Source organism: Citricoccus sp. (assembly GCF_035445025.1).
GTDB lineage: Bacteria > Actinomycetota > Actinomycetes > Actinomycetales > Micrococcaceae > Citricoccus.
Genome location: NZ_DAOMPX010000005.1, coordinates 25,205 through 41,449, shown reverse-complemented (window position 1 = coordinate 41,449; position 16,245 = coordinate 25,205). Strand labels below are relative to the sequence as shown.

The 16,245-nt window shown below is 71.3% G+C and carries 13 protein-coding genes, 1 tRNA gene and 1 other RNA gene; 9 read left to right on the top strand and 6 right to left on the bottom strand.

The genetic code is table 11. The features are described from left to right. Positions 1–7: 7 nt before the first annotated feature. From PLJ28_RS03190 to PLJ28_RS03180, 3 genes are all read right to left on the bottom strand, one after another. A complete protein-coding gene (locus tag PLJ28_RS03190) occupies positions 8–943 on the bottom strand; it encodes an NAD(P)-dependent oxidoreductase (RefSeq protein WP_183529978.1) in 936 nt (311 codons plus the stop codon). A gap of 98 nt (positions 944–1,041) precedes the next feature. Continuing rightward, on the bottom strand, positions 1,042–2,403 hold the full coding sequence (locus PLJ28_RS03185) for an MFS transporter (protein WP_183529980.1): 1,362 nt from the start codon (positions 2,401–2,403) through the stop codon (positions 1,042–1,044). Between the two features lie 193 nt (positions 2,404–2,596). After that, a tRNA-Ser gene (locus PLJ28_RS03180) sits at positions 2,597–2,684 on the bottom strand. A 149-nt stretch (positions 2,685–2,833) separates the two neighbouring features. On the opposite strand from PLJ28_RS03180, the gene ffs reads away from it, so the two are divergent. From ffs to recR, 4 genes are all read left to right on the top strand, one after another. Continuing rightward, an RNA gene (gene ffs / locus PLJ28_RS03175) (signal recognition particle sRNA small type) lies at positions 2,834–2,930 on the top strand. 33 nt (positions 2,931–2,963) lie between these two features. Next, positions 2,964–4,049, top strand: a complete 1,086-nt coding sequence (gene gluQRS, locus PLJ28_RS03170) for a tRNA glutamyl-Q(34) synthetase GluQRS (protein ID WP_183529982.1) — start codon at positions 2,964–2,966, stop codon at positions 4,047–4,049. Further along, entirely contained in the window at positions 4,046–7,378 is a 3,333-nt protein-coding gene (locus PLJ28_RS03165) for a DNA polymerase III subunit gamma and tau (RefSeq protein ID WP_183529984.1), read from the top strand. The genes gluQRS and PLJ28_RS03165 overlap by 4 nt, the downstream gene beginning before the upstream one ends. A 75-nt stretch (positions 7,379–7,453) precedes the next feature. Continuing rightward, entirely contained in the window at positions 7,454–8,053 is a 600-nt protein-coding gene (recR, locus tag PLJ28_RS03160; protein WP_010144034.1) for a recombination mediator RecR, read from the top strand. A 15-nt stretch (positions 8,054–8,068) separates the two neighbouring features. Here recR and PLJ28_RS03155 read toward each other — a convergent pair whose 3' ends face one another. Beyond that, positions 8,069–8,851: a GntR family transcriptional regulator gene (locus tag PLJ28_RS03155; RefSeq protein WP_183529986.1), complete on the bottom strand. Its 783-nt coding sequence runs from the start codon at positions 8,849–8,851 to the stop codon at positions 8,069–8,071. 351 nt (positions 8,852–9,202) lie between these two features. Between PLJ28_RS03155 and ehuB the strand changes: the two genes are divergently transcribed. Genes ehuB through ehuA form a run of 4 tightly spaced genes read left to right on the top strand, consistent with a single transcriptional unit; the run spans position 9,203 to position 12,376 of the window. Beyond that, positions 9,203–10,165: an ectoine/hydroxyectoine ABC transporter substrate-binding protein EhuB gene (gene ehuB / locus PLJ28_RS03150; protein WP_183529988.1), complete on the top strand. Its 963-nt coding sequence runs from the start codon at positions 9,203–9,205 to the stop codon at positions 10,163–10,165. Between the two features lie 6 nt (positions 10,166–10,171). Then, entirely contained in the window at positions 10,172–10,909 is a 738-nt protein-coding gene (locus PLJ28_RS03145; RefSeq protein ID WP_183529990.1) for an amino acid ABC transporter permease, read from the top strand. After that, positions 10,909–11,571, top strand: coding sequence for an ectoine/hydroxyectoine ABC transporter permease subunit EhuD (gene ehuD, locus PLJ28_RS03140; protein ID WP_183529992.1), 663 nt, complete (start codon positions 10,909–10,911; stop codon positions 11,569–11,571). Before PLJ28_RS03145 ends, ehuD begins: the two co-directional genes overlap by 1 nt. After that, positions 11,555–12,376: an ectoine/hydroxyectoine ABC transporter ATP-binding protein EhuA gene (gene ehuA / locus PLJ28_RS03135; RefSeq protein ID WP_298042836.1), complete on the top strand. Its 822-nt coding sequence runs from the start codon at positions 11,555–11,557 to the stop codon at positions 12,374–12,376. The genes ehuD and ehuA overlap by 17 nt, the downstream gene beginning before the upstream one ends. A 20-nt stretch (positions 12,377–12,396) precedes the next feature. Here ehuA and PLJ28_RS03130 read toward each other — a convergent pair whose 3' ends face one another. Together PLJ28_RS03130 and PLJ28_RS03125 are read right to left on the bottom strand one after the other, a co-directional pair. Further along, positions 12,397–13,515: an ABC transporter permease gene (locus PLJ28_RS03130; protein WP_183529994.1), complete on the bottom strand. Its 1,119-nt coding sequence runs from the start codon at positions 13,513–13,515 to the stop codon at positions 12,397–12,399. Beyond that, positions 13,515–14,645, bottom strand: coding sequence for an ABC transporter ATP-binding protein (locus PLJ28_RS03125; RefSeq protein WP_183529996.1), 1,131 nt, complete (start codon positions 14,643–14,645; stop codon positions 13,515–13,517). Before PLJ28_RS03125 ends, PLJ28_RS03130 begins: the two co-directional genes overlap by 1 nt. Positions 14,646–14,955: 310 nt before the next feature. Here PLJ28_RS03125 and PLJ28_RS03120 point away from each other — a divergent pair, with 310 nt between their 5' ends. Beyond that, complete coding sequence (locus PLJ28_RS03120) at positions 14,956–16,242, top strand: aspartate kinase (protein ID WP_183529998.1); 1,287 nt, start codon at positions 14,956–14,958, stop codon at positions 16,240–16,242. Positions 16,243–16,245: the final 3 nt, after the last annotated feature.

The window sequence follows — 16,245 nt, the reverse complement described above, 5'->3', positions numbered from 1 at the left end:
GCCGCGTTCATCGCCCGCCGGCCTCGGACGCGTCCGGGGTGAAGCCGTCCAGGACACCGTCCGGCGTGGACAGCAGTGCCACCAGGGAGCAGTCCCGGTCGGCGTACCCCTCGTCGATCAGCTCCTGCAGCTGTGAGGCGATGAGCTGGGCCGCGGGCAGCCGGACGCCCGTCTGCGCCCCCGCGGCCAGGGCGAGGCCGACGTCCTTCGCGGCCAGGTCGACGCGGAAGGTGGCCTCGAAGTTGTTGTTGGCGGCCGCCGTCGGGATGATGTCCGGCACCGGGTACCAGGTCTGCTGGGACCAGCTGCGGCCCGAGGAGACGGAGACGATCTGCCAGAACACCTTCGGGTCCAGGCCGAGCCGGGCCGCGAGCTGGCTGCCCTCCGAGTTCGCCATCAGGGTGATGAACAGCATCATGTTGTTGCAGATCTTGGCAGCGGTCCCCGCGGTCGGCCCGCCGGCGGCGATGACCTTCCCGGACATGGGCCCCACGAGCTCGGAGGACCGCTCCACGGCGGCGGGTTCGCCACCGATCATGAAGCACAGCGTGGCGTCCGCGGCCCCGGAGGTGCCACCGGAGACCGGGGTGTCGGCGAAGGCGAAGCCCCGCGCCTCCGACTCCTCGTGGCACCACCGGCTGGTCTCGATGTCCACGGTGGAGGAGTCGCAGAGCAGCGCGTCCTTCGGGGCATGGGCCCAGATCCCGTCCGGTCCGTCGAACACCGCACGGACGTGTTCGCCCTTGGGCAGCATGGTGAACACCGCCTCGGCGTCCCGGACGGCCTCCGCGATGGAACCGACGACCTCCACTCCCGATTCCGCGGCCGCGGCGGCCGCCTGCTCGTTCAGGTCCACCCCTCGGACCTGATGCCCTGCGGCGACCAGGTTGGCGGCCATCGGCCCGCCCATGTTGCCCAGCCCGATCCATGCGTAGCGCGTCATCGCTGCTCCTGCCTCGTGTGTTGTGGGTCATGGACAGCATGGCCGGTCCGGGCCCCCTGGCGGAAGGGGGGGCCCGGACCGGCCACGATGCCGCACGGTCAGTCCCCGGCGGCGAGCCGCTGCCGGTCCACGTCGTCCAGCTCGTGCAGGGAGGACCCGACGGTCTCCCGGGCGACCGCCACGGCGATCAGGGTGACCACCGCGGCGATGGCGATGTAGATGGACACCGGGACCCAGCTGCCGAAGTCACGCAGCAGCGTGGTGGCGATGATCGGGGCCAGCGAACCGGCCACGATCGAGGTCACCTGGTAGCCGAGCGAGACCCCGGAGTACCGCATGCGGGTGGGGAACATCTCGGACATGATGGCCGGCTGGCCGGCGTACATCAGGGCGTGCACCATCAGGCCCAGGATGATCGTGAACAGGATGATCCACTCGTTCTTCGTGTTGAACATCGGGAAGGCCAGGAAGCCCCAGCCGATCATCAGGGTGGCCCCGATCGCGTACGGCAGGCGCCGGCCCACCTTGTCGGTCATGCGTCCGACGAGCGGCACCACGATGAAGTGGATGACGTGGGCGACCAGCAGCAACCGCAGGATGGTCCCGGTCTCCATGTCCAGCTGCGTGCTGAGGTAGGTGATGGAGAAGGTCACCACCATGTAGTAGAGGATGTTCTCCCCGAAGCGCAGGCCCATGGCCGTGAACACACCGCGGGGGTAGCGCTTGAGGACCTCGATGACGCCGTAGCCGGCCTTCGCGTTCTGCTCCAGCTCGGCCTTGGCCTCCTGGAAGATCGGGGCGTCGGTGACCTTGGTGCGGATGTAGTACCCGACGGCCACGATCACCACTGACAGCCAGAACGCGATCCGCCAGCCCCAGGCCAGGAAGTCCTCCTCGGAGAGCACGCCGTTCAGGACGAGCAGCACCACGGTGGCCAGCAGGTTTCCCATCGGCACCGCGGCCTGGGGCCAGGATGCCCAGAAGCCGCGCTCCTTGTCCGGTGAGTGCTCAGAGACCAGCAGGACGGCGCCACCCCACTCCCCACCGACGGCGAATCCCTGGAAGAACCTCAGGATGACCAGCATGATCGGGGCCGCGTACCCCACGGCGTCGAAGGTGGGCAGGCAGCCCATCAGGAAGGTAGTGACGCCGACCAGGATGATGGCCAGTTGCAGCAGGCCCTTGCGGCCGTACTTGTCCCCGAAGTGCCCGAAGACGATGCCGCCGATCGGCCGGGCGACGAAGCCGACCGCGTAGGTGAGGAACGCGTTGATGATCGCGTCCAGTTCACTGCCGCCGGCCGGGAAGAAGATCTTGTTGAAGACGATGGTCGCCGCAGTGGCGTAGAGGAAGAACTCGTACCATTCCACGACCGTGCCGGCCATGGATGCGGTCACCACCCGACGCAGGTTCTTCCTGTCCAGGTGGTGTGCTGAACTCGATTCGGCCACGGCGCTCATGCCGGTACTCCTTCGTCAGGGTGGCCCCACGGCCACGACCGATGCGATGTGATTGTCTCCACGGCACACGTGATGACCGTCACAGAGTAAGCCAAAGCCTGGTCAGTTGACAGGTTGTTCAGGTTTCCCGGACGAATCCGGGCACAAAAAAAGCGGCCCCGGCCGGATCATGTCCGGTCGGGGCCGCCGCCACTGGCGGAGGATGGGGGATTTGAACCCCCGAGGGCGTTAACCCAACACGCGTTCCAGGCGTGCGCCATAGGCCGCTAGGCGAATCCTCCTCAGTCGCTCCGGCCGGCCGCACGAGGGCAGCCGACGCAAGAGCAGGATTCATCGTACCTGACATCCGGGCCCCGGGACCAATCGAGGCCGGCCGGGCGCTCTGGCGGCCTCGGCGTCGGCCCGTCGCCCGGACGCTGGTATGCTGGATGCCGGCCCCTCACGTGGTGTCATCTCGCTGAACTCCCCCAGGACCGGAAGGTAGCAAGGGTAGGTGGGCTCTGGCAGGTGCGTGGGGGGTCTTTAACGTCCTCCCCACCCGGAGTCCCGTCGGAGGTGCCATGCCCGCTGGCCGTTACGCCCCGAGCCCTTCCGGCACCCTGCACCTGGGCAATCTCCGCACCGCGATCCTGGCCTGGCTGTTCGCCCGCCACTCGGGACGGGACTTCCTGATGCGGATCGAGGACCTGGACCGCGTCCGGTCCGGTGCCGAGCAGTCCCAGCTGGCCGACCTGCGGGCCATCGGCCTGGACTGGGACGGTGAACCGGTCCGCCAGTCCGAGCGGACGCAACACTACGAGCGCGCCGTGGAGTCCCTCGCCGCGGACGGGCTCGTGTACGAGTGCTTCTGCACCCGCAGGGACATCGCCGAGGCCACCAGCGCGCCCCACCCGGCACCGGCCCCGCAGCGCCTACCCGGGGACTCCCCCGCCGACTCCCCCGTCAGCCCGTCAGGCGTCGCCCCCCTGAACGTCCTGCCCCCGGGGTCCTATCCGGGCACGTGCCGCCGGCTCTCCGCGGCCGAGCGCGAGCGCCGGCGCCGGGAACGGCCTGCCGCCCTGCGGATCGACGCGGCCGCGGCCGCGGGACAGCCCGGGGGACCGGCCCCCGTCCACACCGCGACGGACCGGCTGCACGGTCCGGTCACCGCCGCCGTGGACGACTTCGTGGTGCGCCGCAACGACGGGGCCTTCGCCTACAACCTCGCCGTCGTGGTGGACGACGTCGCGCAGGGCATCGACCAGGTGGTCCGCGGGGACGACCTGCTCTCCTCGACACCCCGGCAGGACTGGCTCGCCCGGCTGCTGGCACGGCGGACGGGGTTGCCGGCACCGGAGACCGAGTACGTCCATGTACCCCTGGTGCTCAACGAGGCGGGCCAGCGCCTGGCCAAGCGGGACGGCGCCGTCACCCTCGAGGACCTCGCCGCACTGCCCGAGGGCGCCCCCGGCGTTCCCGACGGCGGCTGGTCGCCCGGGCGGGTCAGGGACCTGCTGCTGGGCTCACTCCAGCTGCCGGGCGGTGACCTGCAACACGCCCTGGCGCACTTCGATCCGGAGGGCGTGCCGCGCGTGCCGTGGACTCCTCCACACGCCCTGGCCCGCCCTGCGGAGCGGGCCCCGGAGAAGCTAAGGTTCCAAGGGTGACCACTGCCCTGTACCGCCGCTATCGTCCCGACTCCTTCGAGGACGTCATTGGCCAGGAACACGTCACCGTGCCCCTGATGACCGCGCTGTCCAAGGACCGGGTCAACCACGCCTACCTGTTCTCCGGGCCCCGCGGCTGCGGCAAGACCACGTCCGCGCGAGTGCTCGCGCGCTGCCTGAACTGTGCCGAGGGGCCCACCCCGAACCCCTGCGGCACCTGCGACTCCTGCCGGGAACTGGCCACCGGCGGTCCGGGCGCCCTGGACGTCATCGAGATCGACGCGGCCAGCCACGGCGGCGTGGACGATGCCCGGGACCTGCGCGAGCGCGCGACCTTCGCCCCGGTGCGGGACCGCTACAAGATCTTCATCATCGACGAGGCGCACATGGTCACCTCGGCCGGGTTCAACGCCCTGCTGAAGATCGTGGAGGAGCCGCCTCCGCACATCAAGTTCATCTTCGCCACCACGGAGCCGGACAAGGTGATCGGGACCATCCGTTCCCGCACGCACCACTACCCCTTCCGCCTGGTGCCGCCCGAGCCGCTGATGGAGTACCTCGAGCGGCTGTGCGTGCAGGAGGGCGTGGACGTGGAGCCGGGGGTGCTGTCCCTGGTGATCCGCTCCGGCGGGGGATCCGTCCGTGACACCCTGTCCGTGCTGGACCAGCTCATGGCCGGCGCGGCCGAGGGACGCATCGGCTACGACCTGGCCGTGAACCTGCTCGGCTACACCCCCGGCGCCCTGCTGGACGACGTGGTGGACGCCGTCGCCGCCGCCGACTCGCAGACCGTCTTCCGCGTGGTGGACCGGGTGGTCCAGTCCGGCCAGGACCCGCGGCGCTTCGTGGAGGACCTCCTGGAGCGCTTCCGGGACCTGGTGATCGTCAAGGCCATGCCGGACGCCGCCTCCTCCGTGCTGCACGGCATGCCCGACGACCAGTTGCGCCGCCTCGAGGCCCAGGCCGCGCAGCTCGGCGCCGGCGAGATCTCCCGGGCGGCGGACATCACCAACCAGGCGCTGACGGAGATGGTCGGGGCGACCAGCCCACGCCTGCATCTCGAACTGCTCATGGCCCGGCTCATGCTGCCCTCCTCGGACGCCACCGAGCGGGGACTGGCCGCCCGGCTGGACCGGATCGAACGTCGCCTCGCCTACGGGGGCACCCCCGAGGCCCCCGACGCCGGCGCGACCGTGCGCGCCCCGGGCCCGGCCACCGGCGCCCCGGGCTCCTTCGCCGCCCCGACGCAGGGCGAGGCGCCCTCCGGTGCTCCGACCGGCCTGAGTGGGGCCGCCCTGGCCCGTGCCGCGATGAAGCGTGCCGAGGACCAGTCCACGCCCGCCTCCGCCCCCTCGCCGGCCTCCGCCCCCTCGCCGGCTCCCGCGCCCGGGGCTTCCCGGCCGCAGGTCACCCCGTCCGCGGACTGGGGTGGTGGCTGGGGTGTCATGCCGGAGCCCCAGCCCCAGCAGGCCGACCGGGCCCAGCAGGCCGACCAGCCCCAGAGTCCCGAGGCCGACCGGCCGGTTCCGTCCTCGGCCGAGCAGCCGGCACCGGTGAGCCCCGGGCCGGCGGTGGGGCACACCGCGCAGGGGACCGAGCCTGCCGAGCCGGCACCGGTCCGGCGCGAGCAGGCGCCCGCCCAGGGCGGCCCGGCCGCGCCTCCCGCGGAGCAGGTCCCGGCCAGGACGTCCCGGCCCGAGACGTCCCGGACCGCTCCTGCCACCGCCGGGGACGCCCGTCCGGAGGAGCACGCGCCCTCCCGAGCGGGAGAGGAACAGGTTCAGCACGACACGTCGTCACGGGAGGCACCGGCCCCGGACCGGTCGGCGCTGGACCGGTCGACCCCGGCCCCGTCGGCCCAGGGCCAGCCGGGGGCCTCCGCCTCGCAGGTCGAGATGATCCGCCGGGCCTGGCCGGAGGTGCTCGCCTACCTGGAGGAACACTCCCGGCTGGTCTGGATGCTCGTCTCGCAGAACGCCTCGGTCGCGGGGTTCGACGGCCAGTTGCTGACCATCGGGTTCTCCGGGGACGGCCCCCGGGACACGGTCCAGCGCCGCGGCGGTGACCAGGTGATCGCCCAGGCGGTGCACGCGGTCCTGGGCATCCAGCCGCGTCTGGACCTCATCACCGGAGGGTCCGCCCCGGCGGGTGGTCCCGGCCCAAAAGCTGAGGGCCGCCCCGTCCCGGCGGCCCCCCGACCGGATGCAGTAGAGGAGCCCGCGGTGCCGGACCGGACCGCGCGCGACGCCACCCCGGCAGCGGCCCCGCCCTCGCCCGGACCGGCGGCCCCCACGCGCCCGGAGCCCGTCTCCCCGGTGCCACCGCCCCCGGCACCCGAGGCGGCCGTGCCCCAGCCGACCGCGCCGGAGCCCGCCACGCCGGACCACATGACACCGGCGTCCACGGCAGCTCCGTGGCCGGATCGCACTGGCATGTCCGACGGCCTGCCCGACGACACCCCCGATGACGAGGACCTGGAGACGGAGTCCGAGCCCGTCGAGGAGGGCGCCACGGGTCCGGGCACCCCGCCCCCGCCGGAGGACCTGGAGGCCGATTCCGTCCCCGTGTCCGACTGGTACGGAGAGGAGCCGCACGACGACGCGTTCCCGCCTCCCCCCGAGCCGGACGAGGAGGACCGGGACGACGTCTATTCGGACACGCGTCCGTCCTGGGGCGAGCGGCCGGTCCCGCGGCCGGAACCCGGCCTCGGGGGGATTCCCCGCCCGGAGCCCGGCCAGGGGTCGATCCCGCGGCCGGTGTCCGACGCCGGCGCGGCCCCCCGGCCCGAACCCGGCCGCGGAGGGATCCCGTCCTTCGCCCGTCCCGAGGCGGAGTTGCAGGCCGAGTTCGAGGCACGCATGTCCCGCCGCGGTTCCGGGGCCTCCGCCAGCAGCGCCCCCGAGGCCGGTTCCTCGGCGCCGGCGTCCGGGACCGGGACGGACGGCACCCCGCACCACCGCCGGGCCAGTCGCTTCCAGCAGATGATGGAGCAGTACCAGCGCACCCAGGACGGCGCTCCCCCGCCCACGCCCGGCCGGCCCGCCGGGCCGGTCGGGGATCCCGGACCGGGGGCGGGGGGCAACGTCCCGGGACCGGGGTCGCCGTCGCCCGGGACCGGCCCGGCCGCCACGGGACCGGCGGCGGACAGCCACGCACCCGGCGGTGCTGCCCGCCCCGGCCCGGGACGGTCCGTAGACTGGGACGACGTTCCCAGCGACGACGACGTCACCATCGAGGAGTCCGGCATGGCCGGACGCAAGGTGGTCGAACGCCTGCTCGGCGGACGCCTCGTGGAGGAACGGATGCTGGACGGAAGCCCCCTGTCCTGATCTGAGAGCCGCCCGGACAACGTCCTTTCGTCCGGGCCCGGGGGCAGTGATCCAACGCGGAAAGTGGTCGGTAACGTGTACGAAGGTGCGGTCCAGGACCTGATCGACGAACTCGGGCGGTTGCCCGGCATCGGCCCCAAGTCCGCCCAGCGCATCGCCTTCCACATCCTGGAGGCCGACCCCGAGGACATGCTGCGGCTCGCGGACGCCATCCGGACCGTGAAGGACAAGGTCAAGCTCTGCACGATCTGCTTCAACGTCTCCGAGCAGGAGACGTGCTCGATCTGCCGGGACGAGCGCCGGGACCCCTCCCAGGTGTGCGTCGTGGAGGAGTCCAAGGACGTCATGGCGATCGAGCGCACCCGGACCTTCCGCGGCAGGTACCACGTGCTCGGCGGGGCGATCAACCCGATCGCCGGCATCGGGCCGGACCAGCTGCACATCCGGGAGTTGCTCACCCGCCTCCAGGATGCCGCGATCGAGGAGGTCATCCTCGCCACCGACCCGAACCTGGAGGGCGAGGCGACGGCCACCTACCTGTCGCGCATGCTCGGGGCCACCGGCCTGAAGGTCACGCGGCTGGCCTCCGGACTGCCCGTCGGCGGCGACCTGGAGTACGCGGACGAGGTGACACTGGGACGCGCCTTCGAGGGCCGCCGCAGCGTCACCGGGTGATCCGTCGCACCGGGACTATGCCAGCGGGTTGAACGTGTAGCCCGAACCGTCAGGCCGTCCGGCGACCGTGCTGAACGGTTCCGCGAGGTCACCCCGGAGCCGGTCCACGGTCTGGCGGAAGTGCTCGCCCAGCGTGCGGCAGGCCCCCTCGGCGTCGCCGTCGGCGACCTGGCGCAACAGGCTGCGGTGAACGTCCAGGATGTCGGTCCGCACCACGTAGCCCTCCCGGTGGGACAGCGCGGCGATGCGGGTCTGCACGATGAGCGTGGACGCGTACGCGGTGAGCCGGTGGTTCCCCGTGGCTTCGACGAGGCCGTAGTGCAGGTCCAGGTCGGCGTCCCCGATCCGCCGGGCGTCCGTGCCCGCCTCCACGGCCGATTCGAGCGCGGCCAGCAGGTCTCGCACCGTGCCCACCCTCTCGTCCCGCTGCGCCTCGTCCAGACCGGACAGGACGCGTACGGCGTGACCCTCGATCGCCAGTCTCGCCTGGTAGAGGTCCTCCACCTCGTCCCGGTCGATCGTGGCCACCCGCAGGCCCGCTCCGGGCCGGGTCACGAGGAGTCCCTCCTGGACCAGCCGCTGGGCCGACTCGCGCAGGGGACCCCGACTCACGCCCAGCTGGGCGGCGATCTCCGCCTCGCGCACCGAGGAACCCGGCCGCAGCGTTCCGCCGTAGATGGCAGCGCGCAATTCCACGGCGATGAGGTCCACCGTGGACGGGCGCCGGACCACCTTGACCAGCGGACGGGCCACCAGGCCGTCGCGTCGGGACGGTTCCGGTGCCGTGGGCGTGTTCATGCGGGTCTTCCTTTCCACGCACCGGTGCGTCCGGCACGGGACACGGCCGCTCGATGCGCGCCCGGGGCGGGACGGTCCGATGGATCCCGAGGGCGCGTGTGGGCCAGATCCTGCCATGCGGATCGTTATATTGTCGACATTCTTCCGGTCGACGATCCCATGGTGTGCCAGATCACATTCTGCTAGCGTCGGAAATCAGTTGCCTCACTAGCGGTGATTCCGGTCGCCGGGCAGGCCATCCTCGGCCTGGTACCGGACCGGAATCCGCCTCGCACACCCTTCGCACCGTCATCATTCGCACGACCGGCCCCTCGCCGGCAGCCCGGGGGCCGGGAGGTTGAGGAGCAGACCATGACCGTCCCCACCCCCACCGACCAGTCCACGTCGGCCTCCCACAATCCCGGTTCCCCCCGGAGGCGACTGCTGGGACTGGGCCTGCTGACCGCCTCGGCCCTGGTGCTCACGGCGTGCGGGGGCGGTGGAGGAGGCGAAGGCGAGGGCGGCACCGCCGCCGCGGGCAACACCCTGGAGCGCCTGCAGCAGGAGGGCACCATCACCGTCGGGATCGCCGGCGAGGTCCCCTACTCCTATCTGGAGGGCGGGGAACCGGCGGGGGCCACCGTGGCCATGCACGAGAAGATCTTCGCGGACATGGGCATCGAGAACGTCGAGGCCGAACTGGTGGAGTGGAACTCGCTGATCCCGGGACTGACCGCGGGCCGCTTCGACGCGGTCTCCGCCGGCATGTCCATCCTCCCGGACCGCTGCGCCCAGGCGGCCTTCTCCGATCCGGAGATCATGTACACCACCACCCTGATGGTCGCCGAGGGCAATCCGAAGAACCTCACGGATCTCGACTCCGTCAAGGAGAAGACCGACGCCGGTGAGAACATCAACCTGGCGGTCCTGGCCGGCGGCATCGAAGCCGGTTACGCCGAGTCGCTCGGCCTCAAGGTCCAGTCCGTCCCGGACGCCCAGACCGGCATGGACACCGTGGCCAACGGCCGTGCCGATGCCTTCGCCATGACCGCGATCTCGCTGAACATCATGGCCGAGGAGAACCCGGACGCCGGGGTGGAGACCACCGAGGCCTTCGTGCAGGTGATCGACGGCGTCGAGCAGATCGGCGCCGGCGCCACCGTCTTCCGCCAAGAGGACACGGAGCTGGTGGAGGCCTACAACGAGTCCCTGGCCTCGGTCACCGAGTCCGAGGAGTCCTACCTGGCAGTGGTGGGGGACTACGGCTTCACCGCCGAGAACCTGCCGCCGAAGGACCTGACCACCGAGCAGCTCTGCTCCGGCGACCTGGGCTGACGCACCGTGCTGGAGAACATCCAGGCCACCGTCGAGGCCTGGCCGTTCCTGGCCGAGGGGCTGTGGGTGACCATCCAGCTCACGGTCCTCGGCTCGGCCCTGGCCCTCGTCCTGGCGATCATCCTCGGGCTGATGGCCGGGGCCCCCACCAGGGCCCTGGCCGTGCCCGGACGGATCATCATCGAGTTCTTCCGGGGGACCTCCCTGGTGGTCCAGCTGTTCTTCATCTTCTTCGTCCTGCCGCAGTTCGGGATCGACCTGCCGGGGATGGTCGTGGGCGTCCTGGCCCTGGGGCTGAACTACGGCGCGTATGCCGCCGAGGTGGTCCGGGGGTCCATCGCCTCCGTGCCGCGGGGCCAGTGGGAGGCCACCACGGCGCTGTCCATGTCACCGGTGCACCGCATGCGCCGGGTGATCTTCCCGCAGGCCTGGGCGCTGATGATCCCCTCCCTGGCCAGCCTGATGGTCCACCTGCTCAAGGGCACCGCGATCGTCAGCGTGATCCTGCTGCAGGACTTCACCTTCCACCTGGACCAGTTGCGCCGGGTCACGGACACGACCTGGGCGTACGCCGTCGTCGGGCTCGTGGGGTACTTCGTGCTGGCTCTCGCGCTCACGCTCGTCATGAACGCCCTCGAGGCCCGCGCCAAGCACCGGCTCGGCCGGGGTCCATCCCTGCGTGAGATCCTCTCTCCGACGCCGACCGGCAAGGACAGCCTGGCCACCGCGGGGAGGGGGACCTGATGCAGGAGCAGGCAGAGATCTGGGACTGGGAGATGTTCTTCCGCGCCCTCCCACCCGTGCTCGAGGGCTTCCTCACGGTCACCCTGCTGGTGACGGTCGTGGGCACGGCGATCGCCGCGGTGCTGGGACTGGTGTGGGCCATGCTGATCCGCCTGGCCCCGCAACCGGTCTCCGGGATCGTCAAGTGGGTCGTGGCCTTCATCCGCATGACCCCGATCGTCGTGCAGCTGTTGTTCGCCTACTACGCGTTCCTGATGTTCGATGCCATGACCATCGGCATCGTGGTGTTCGGGATCCACTACTCCACCTACATGTCCGAGGTGTACCGCGCGGGGATCGACGCGGTGCCGAAGGGCCAGTGGGAGGCCACCACGGCCCTGTCCATGTCCACGCGCCGCACCTGGGCCGCCGTCGTCATCCCACAGGCCCTGCGGGCCACGGTGCCGGCACTGGGCAACTACGCGATCTCCATGTTCAAGGACACGCCGTTCCTCCTGGTGATCGGGGTGGTCGAGATGGTCAACGCGGCCCAGATCTTCGGCGGCAACAACTTCCGCTACGTGGAGGCCATCACCCTGGCCGGCATCATCTTCCTGCTGGCCAGCTACCCGACCTCCGTCCTCATCCGCCGAATGGAGAAGCGCCTTGCCTACGCCCACTGACACCGCTGACACCGCTGACACCCCGATCATCGAGTTCCGGGACGTGGAGAAGCGCTTCGGGGACAACGTGGTGCTCAAGGACCTCGACTTCCACGTCAACCGGGGTGAGCGCGTGACCCTGATCGGCCCGTCCGGTTCGGGCAAGACCACCATCCTGCGGCTGGTCATGACCCTGGAGGAGGCCACGGACGGGATGATCCTCATCGACGGGGACCCGCTGACCCACCGGATCGTGGACGGCAGGCGCGTGCGGTTGTCGAACCGCGAGATCAAGAGGACCCGTACCCGGATCGGGATGGTCTTCCAGCAGTTCAACCTGTTCCCGAACATGACCGTGATCCAGAACATCACCGAGTCCCCCATCCACGTGCTCGGCCAGTCCAGGGCCGAGGCCACGCGCAGGGCGAGGGACCTGCTGCACCAGGTGGGCCTGGATGACAAGGCCGACGCCCACCCCTCCTCCCTGTCCGGCGGCCAGCAGCAGCGCGTGGCCATCGCCCGCGCCCTGGCCATGGATCCGGAGATCCTGCTGCTGGACGAGGTGACCTCGGCGCTGGACCCGGAGATCGTGGGAGAGGTCCTGGGCATCCTGCGGCGCATCGCGGAGGACACGGACATCACCATGCTGATCGTCACCCACGAGATGCAGTTCGCCCGGGACGTCTCCGACCGCGTGCTGATGTTCGACGGCGGATCGATCGTGGAGGACGCCGACCCGGACACGATGTTCACCGCCCCCGCCCACGAGCGCACCCGGAAGTTCCTCCGGGCCGTGCTCGGCGAGGGACAGATCGGCACGCGCTAGGGACCTGTGCCGGCCCTCGGTCAGGCCACCCGGTGGCCCCGCGGCAGACGGGCCGCGGGGGTGCTCAGGCGGAAGCGGCCCCACGCGAGCAGCCCGCCGGCCACCACGCACTGCAGGCCCAGGCCCAGGGGCCAGACGGGCGTGCCGCGCCAGGCCTCCTCGTCCCCCGGTTCCGCCGGCTCACCGTGCGCGCACAGCACGTTCATCTCGGGTGGCCGCTGCAGGTACCGCACCCCGAACGAGATGGTGGTCATCACCCCGTCCGGCGCCCAGGTGTCCGGGTCGTCGGCATCGTAGGGGACCCGGGCCGGCGTCGGCACGGCGTCGGAGACCACCACGAACGGGTTGGCGGCGAGCACCCAGTACGTCGTCCGGGTGTCGTAGGCGGTCTGCGGGACCAGCGGCCCGAAGCAGGTCTCGGGCCCCTCCGGGGCGACCTCGCCCTCGGCCACGGCCCACCGGGGGTTGTTCGCCGGGATCGTCGTCTGGGTCAGGGGCATGGTGAGCGCGAAGGACACCAGCGTGCCGAAGGTGAACAGGGCCACCAGCAGGTAGGTGACCACCACCGCGAACAGGGTACGGTCCGCCACCGCGGACGCCGCGGTGCCGACCGCGCAGACGACGCCCAGCTCGACCGCCACCATCGCCACGAAGACCACCAGGCCGGAGACGTCCAGGCCGCCCATGGACATGGCCACCACGATGTACGGCAGCGCCGTGGCCAGGAAGGCCAGCGCGGCGATCCAGGACGCCAGCCACTTGCCCAGCAGCAACTGGCCCGGCGTCAGCAGGGTCACCTGCATCACCGCGAGCGTCCCCCCGGACCGGCCTCCGCTGATCGTGCTGGCGGACACCGCCGGGGCCACGAGCAGGCCGAAGAACAGCACGAAGCCGACGACGGCCTCGAACACGAAGCGGCCCGCGCCCGGCCCGACCGGTTCCTCGGCGGAGAGCACGTTGAAGCTGGCGAACGCGCCCCAGGTCACCAGGCCGATGACCACGAACCAGACCGCCAGCATGATGAACCAGGTGTGCGAGCGCAGCCGCTGCTGCACGTCCATCCGCACCACCGTGGCCAGCGCCGGTCCCCAGCCCAGTCTGGCGCTGCCGTCCTGCACGAGCCCGTCGACCCGGGACATCACCGGTCCTCCCCCCTGCCGGCGCGCCACGACGCGCGGTTCGCACCGCCGCTCGCACCGCTGTCCGTCCCGACGGCGTCCGTCCCGGGCGCTCCCGGCCGCACGTCGTCGTCCACGCCGGCGCCGGGCGCGGGCGGTGCGACGGAGCGCATCCGGTCCAGTTCCAGGTACGCCGTCTCCAGCCGGGAGGCCTCCGGCGTGAACGCGACGACGCGGACGCCCTCCCCGACCAGGGTGGACAGCAGGTCCGCGGCCTCCTCGGCCGAGCTCACCTCCACGCTGACCGAGTCCTCGCGCCTGCCCGGTTGCCGCCGGTACGCCACCGAGTAGCGTTCCAGCACGGGCAGCAGGTGACAGACGTCCAGGGCGGTGATGAGGTACCGGCCCCCGGTGGCACCGTCACCGCTCAGGTCCTCGACCCGGACGGTGCGGCCGTCCTGTATGAACACGGCCACGTCCGCCATCTCGTCCAGTTCGGAGAGCACGTGGGAGGAGACGAGGATCGTCTTGCCGGCCGCCGCCATCTGCCGCAGGTCGTCCCGCAACCGGACCCGGGATCCCGGGTCCAGCCCGGAGGCCGGTTCGTCCAGCAGCAGGACCTGGGGCTCGTGGATGACGGCCCGCGCCAGGGACAGTCGCTGCTGCTGGCCCCTGGAGAGCACCCGCGCCGGCTCGTCGGCGAGGGTGCTCAGCTCCTGCCACTCCAGCAGCTGCCCCGACCGGGAGCGCACGACGTCCCGGTCGAGCCCGTAGAGCCGACCCATCATCTCGAGGATCTCCCGGGCGGTCAGCGCGTCCCACACCCCCAGGGTGTCCGGCATCCAGCCCGTGCGGCGGCGGACCCCGGCCGGGTCCTGGGCGGGGTCCGCTCCCGCGATCCGGACGGAACCGGCGTCGGGCCGCAGCAGGGAGGCCAGCACCAGCATCAGCGTGGTCTTGCCCGATCCGTTGGGCCCCACCAGGGCCGTGATCGTCCCGGGCGGGGCCATCAGGTCCACCCCCCGCAGTGCCCGGACCGACTTGAACCGGCGCGTCACGCCGGTGGCGGTGATGCCCGACGGCGGCGCGTCCGGCGGCAGCCCCGTCGCCGCCGGCGGTCCGGACTCGTCGGTGCCACCGGGAGTCGTCATGGCACCATCGTGCGGTACGGGGGGTCGGGCGGCAAGGACAGGGCCGGGACCGCACTCCGGCGTGCACTACGCGGGCCGGTACGCGGTCGGCACGGGTCCGGCACGTGGTCGATGCGGGTCCGCCACGCGGCCGGCGCGGGCCGGCACGTGACCGGTGCTGGTGCGGCACGTGGTCGGGCGGGCCCCTCGGCCGCGTGGTGCTCTACCGCCTCGTTCATGGTCGGAACCGGGTCCATGACCCCCCGTAGACTAGGGCGCAGCCGACCGACAGCCCGCGCCCCGCGGGCCCGACCCCTACCCAAGGAACCGCATGAGCCTGATCGTCCAGAAGTACGGAGGATCCTCCGTTGCCGACGCCGATGGAATCCTGCGCGTGGCCAGACGCGTGGTCGAGACCCAGCAGGCCGGCCACCAGGTCGTCGTCGTGGTCTCGGCCATGGGCGACACCACGGACGAGCTGCTGGACCTGTCCGAGAAGATCAACATCGACCCGCCGGCCCGCGAGATGGACATCCTGCTCTCCGCGGGAGAGCGCATCTCGATGTCCCTGCTGGCCATGGGCATCCACTCGCTCGGGTCCACCGCACGCTCCTTCACCGGGTCCCAGGCGGGGATGTTCACCGATTCCCTGCACGGCCAGGCACGCATCATCGACGTCTCCCCGAACCGCGTGAAGGACGCCGTGGACGAGGGCAACATCGCCATCGTGGCCGGATTCCAGGGGATGAGCCGGGAGTCCCGGGACATCACCACCATGGGCCGCGGCGGCTCGGACACCACGGCCGTGGCCCTCGCCGCAGCCCTGGGCGCCGACGTCTGCGAGATCTACACGGACGTCGACGGCGTCTACACCGCCGACCCGCGCGTGGTCCCGTCCGCGCGGAAGATCGACGAGATCAGTTCCGAGGACATGCTGGAGATGGCAGCCTCCGGATCCAAGATCCTGCACCTGCGCTGCGTGGAGTACGCCCGCCGATTCGGCGTGCCGCTGCACGTGCGCTCGTCGTTCAGTCACAACGAGGGCACCTGGGTGCGTCCCAACCCTGAAGACATCATCACCATCGAGGAAGGCGAACCCATGGAACAGCCGATCGTCTCCGGCGTCGCCCACGACCGGTCCGAGGGCAAGATCACCGTCTACGGCGTCCCGGACGTCCCGGGCAAGGCCGCGGAGGTCTTCAACGTGATCGCCTCCGCCAACGTGAACATCGACATGATCGTCCAGAACGTCCCGCGGGTGGAGACCGGACGTTCGGACATCTCCTTCACCCTGCCGATCACCGAGGGCAAGCAGGCCACCGAGGCCCTGCGCGCGGCCCAGGACGAGATCGGCTTCGAGGACATCCTGCTGAACCCGCACATCGGCAAGCTCTCCCTCGTGGGCGGCGGCATGCGCTCGAATCCCGGCGTCTCCGCCCGGTTCTTCGAGGCCCTGCACCAGGCCGGGGTGAACATCGACATGATCTCCACCTCGGAGATCCGCATCTCGATCATCACCCGCGAGGACATGCTGGACACGGCCGTGCGGGCCGTCCACCAGGCCTTCAACCTCGACGCGGACGAAGAGGCCACGGTCTACGGCGGCACCGGCCGCTGAGCA

Coding starts and splice junctions, on each gene's coding strand:
- PLJ28_RS03190 (WP_183529978.1), bottom strand. CDS start 943: ATGACGCGCTACGCATGGATCGGGCTGGGCAACATGGGCGGGCCGATG.
- PLJ28_RS03185 (WP_183529980.1), bottom strand. CDS start 2,403: ATGAGCGCCGTGGCCGAATCGAGTTCAGCACACCACCTGGACAGGAAG.
- gluQRS (WP_183529982.1), top strand. CDS start 2,964: ATGCCCGCTGGCCGTTACGCCCCGAGCCCTTCCGGCACCCTGCACCTG.
- PLJ28_RS03155 (WP_183529986.1), bottom strand. CDS start 8,851: ATGAACACGCCCACGGCACCGGAACCGTCCCGACGCGACGGCCTGGTG.
- ehuB (WP_183529988.1), top strand. CDS start 9,203: ATGACCGTCCCCACCCCCACCGACCAGTCCACGTCGGCCTCCCACAAT.
- ehuD (WP_183529992.1), top strand. CDS start 10,909: ATGCAGGAGCAGGCAGAGATCTGGGACTGGGAGATGTTCTTCCGCGCC.
- PLJ28_RS03130 (WP_183529994.1), bottom strand. CDS start 13,515: ATGTCCCGGGTCGACGGGCTCGTGCAGGACGGCAGCGCCAGACTGGGC.
- PLJ28_RS03125 (WP_183529996.1), bottom strand. CDS start 14,645: ATGACGACTCCCGGTGGCACCGACGAGTCCGGACCGCCGGCGGCGACG.
- PLJ28_RS03120 (WP_183529998.1), top strand. CDS start 14,956: ATGAGCCTGATCGTCCAGAAGTACGGAGGATCCTCCGTTGCCGACGCC.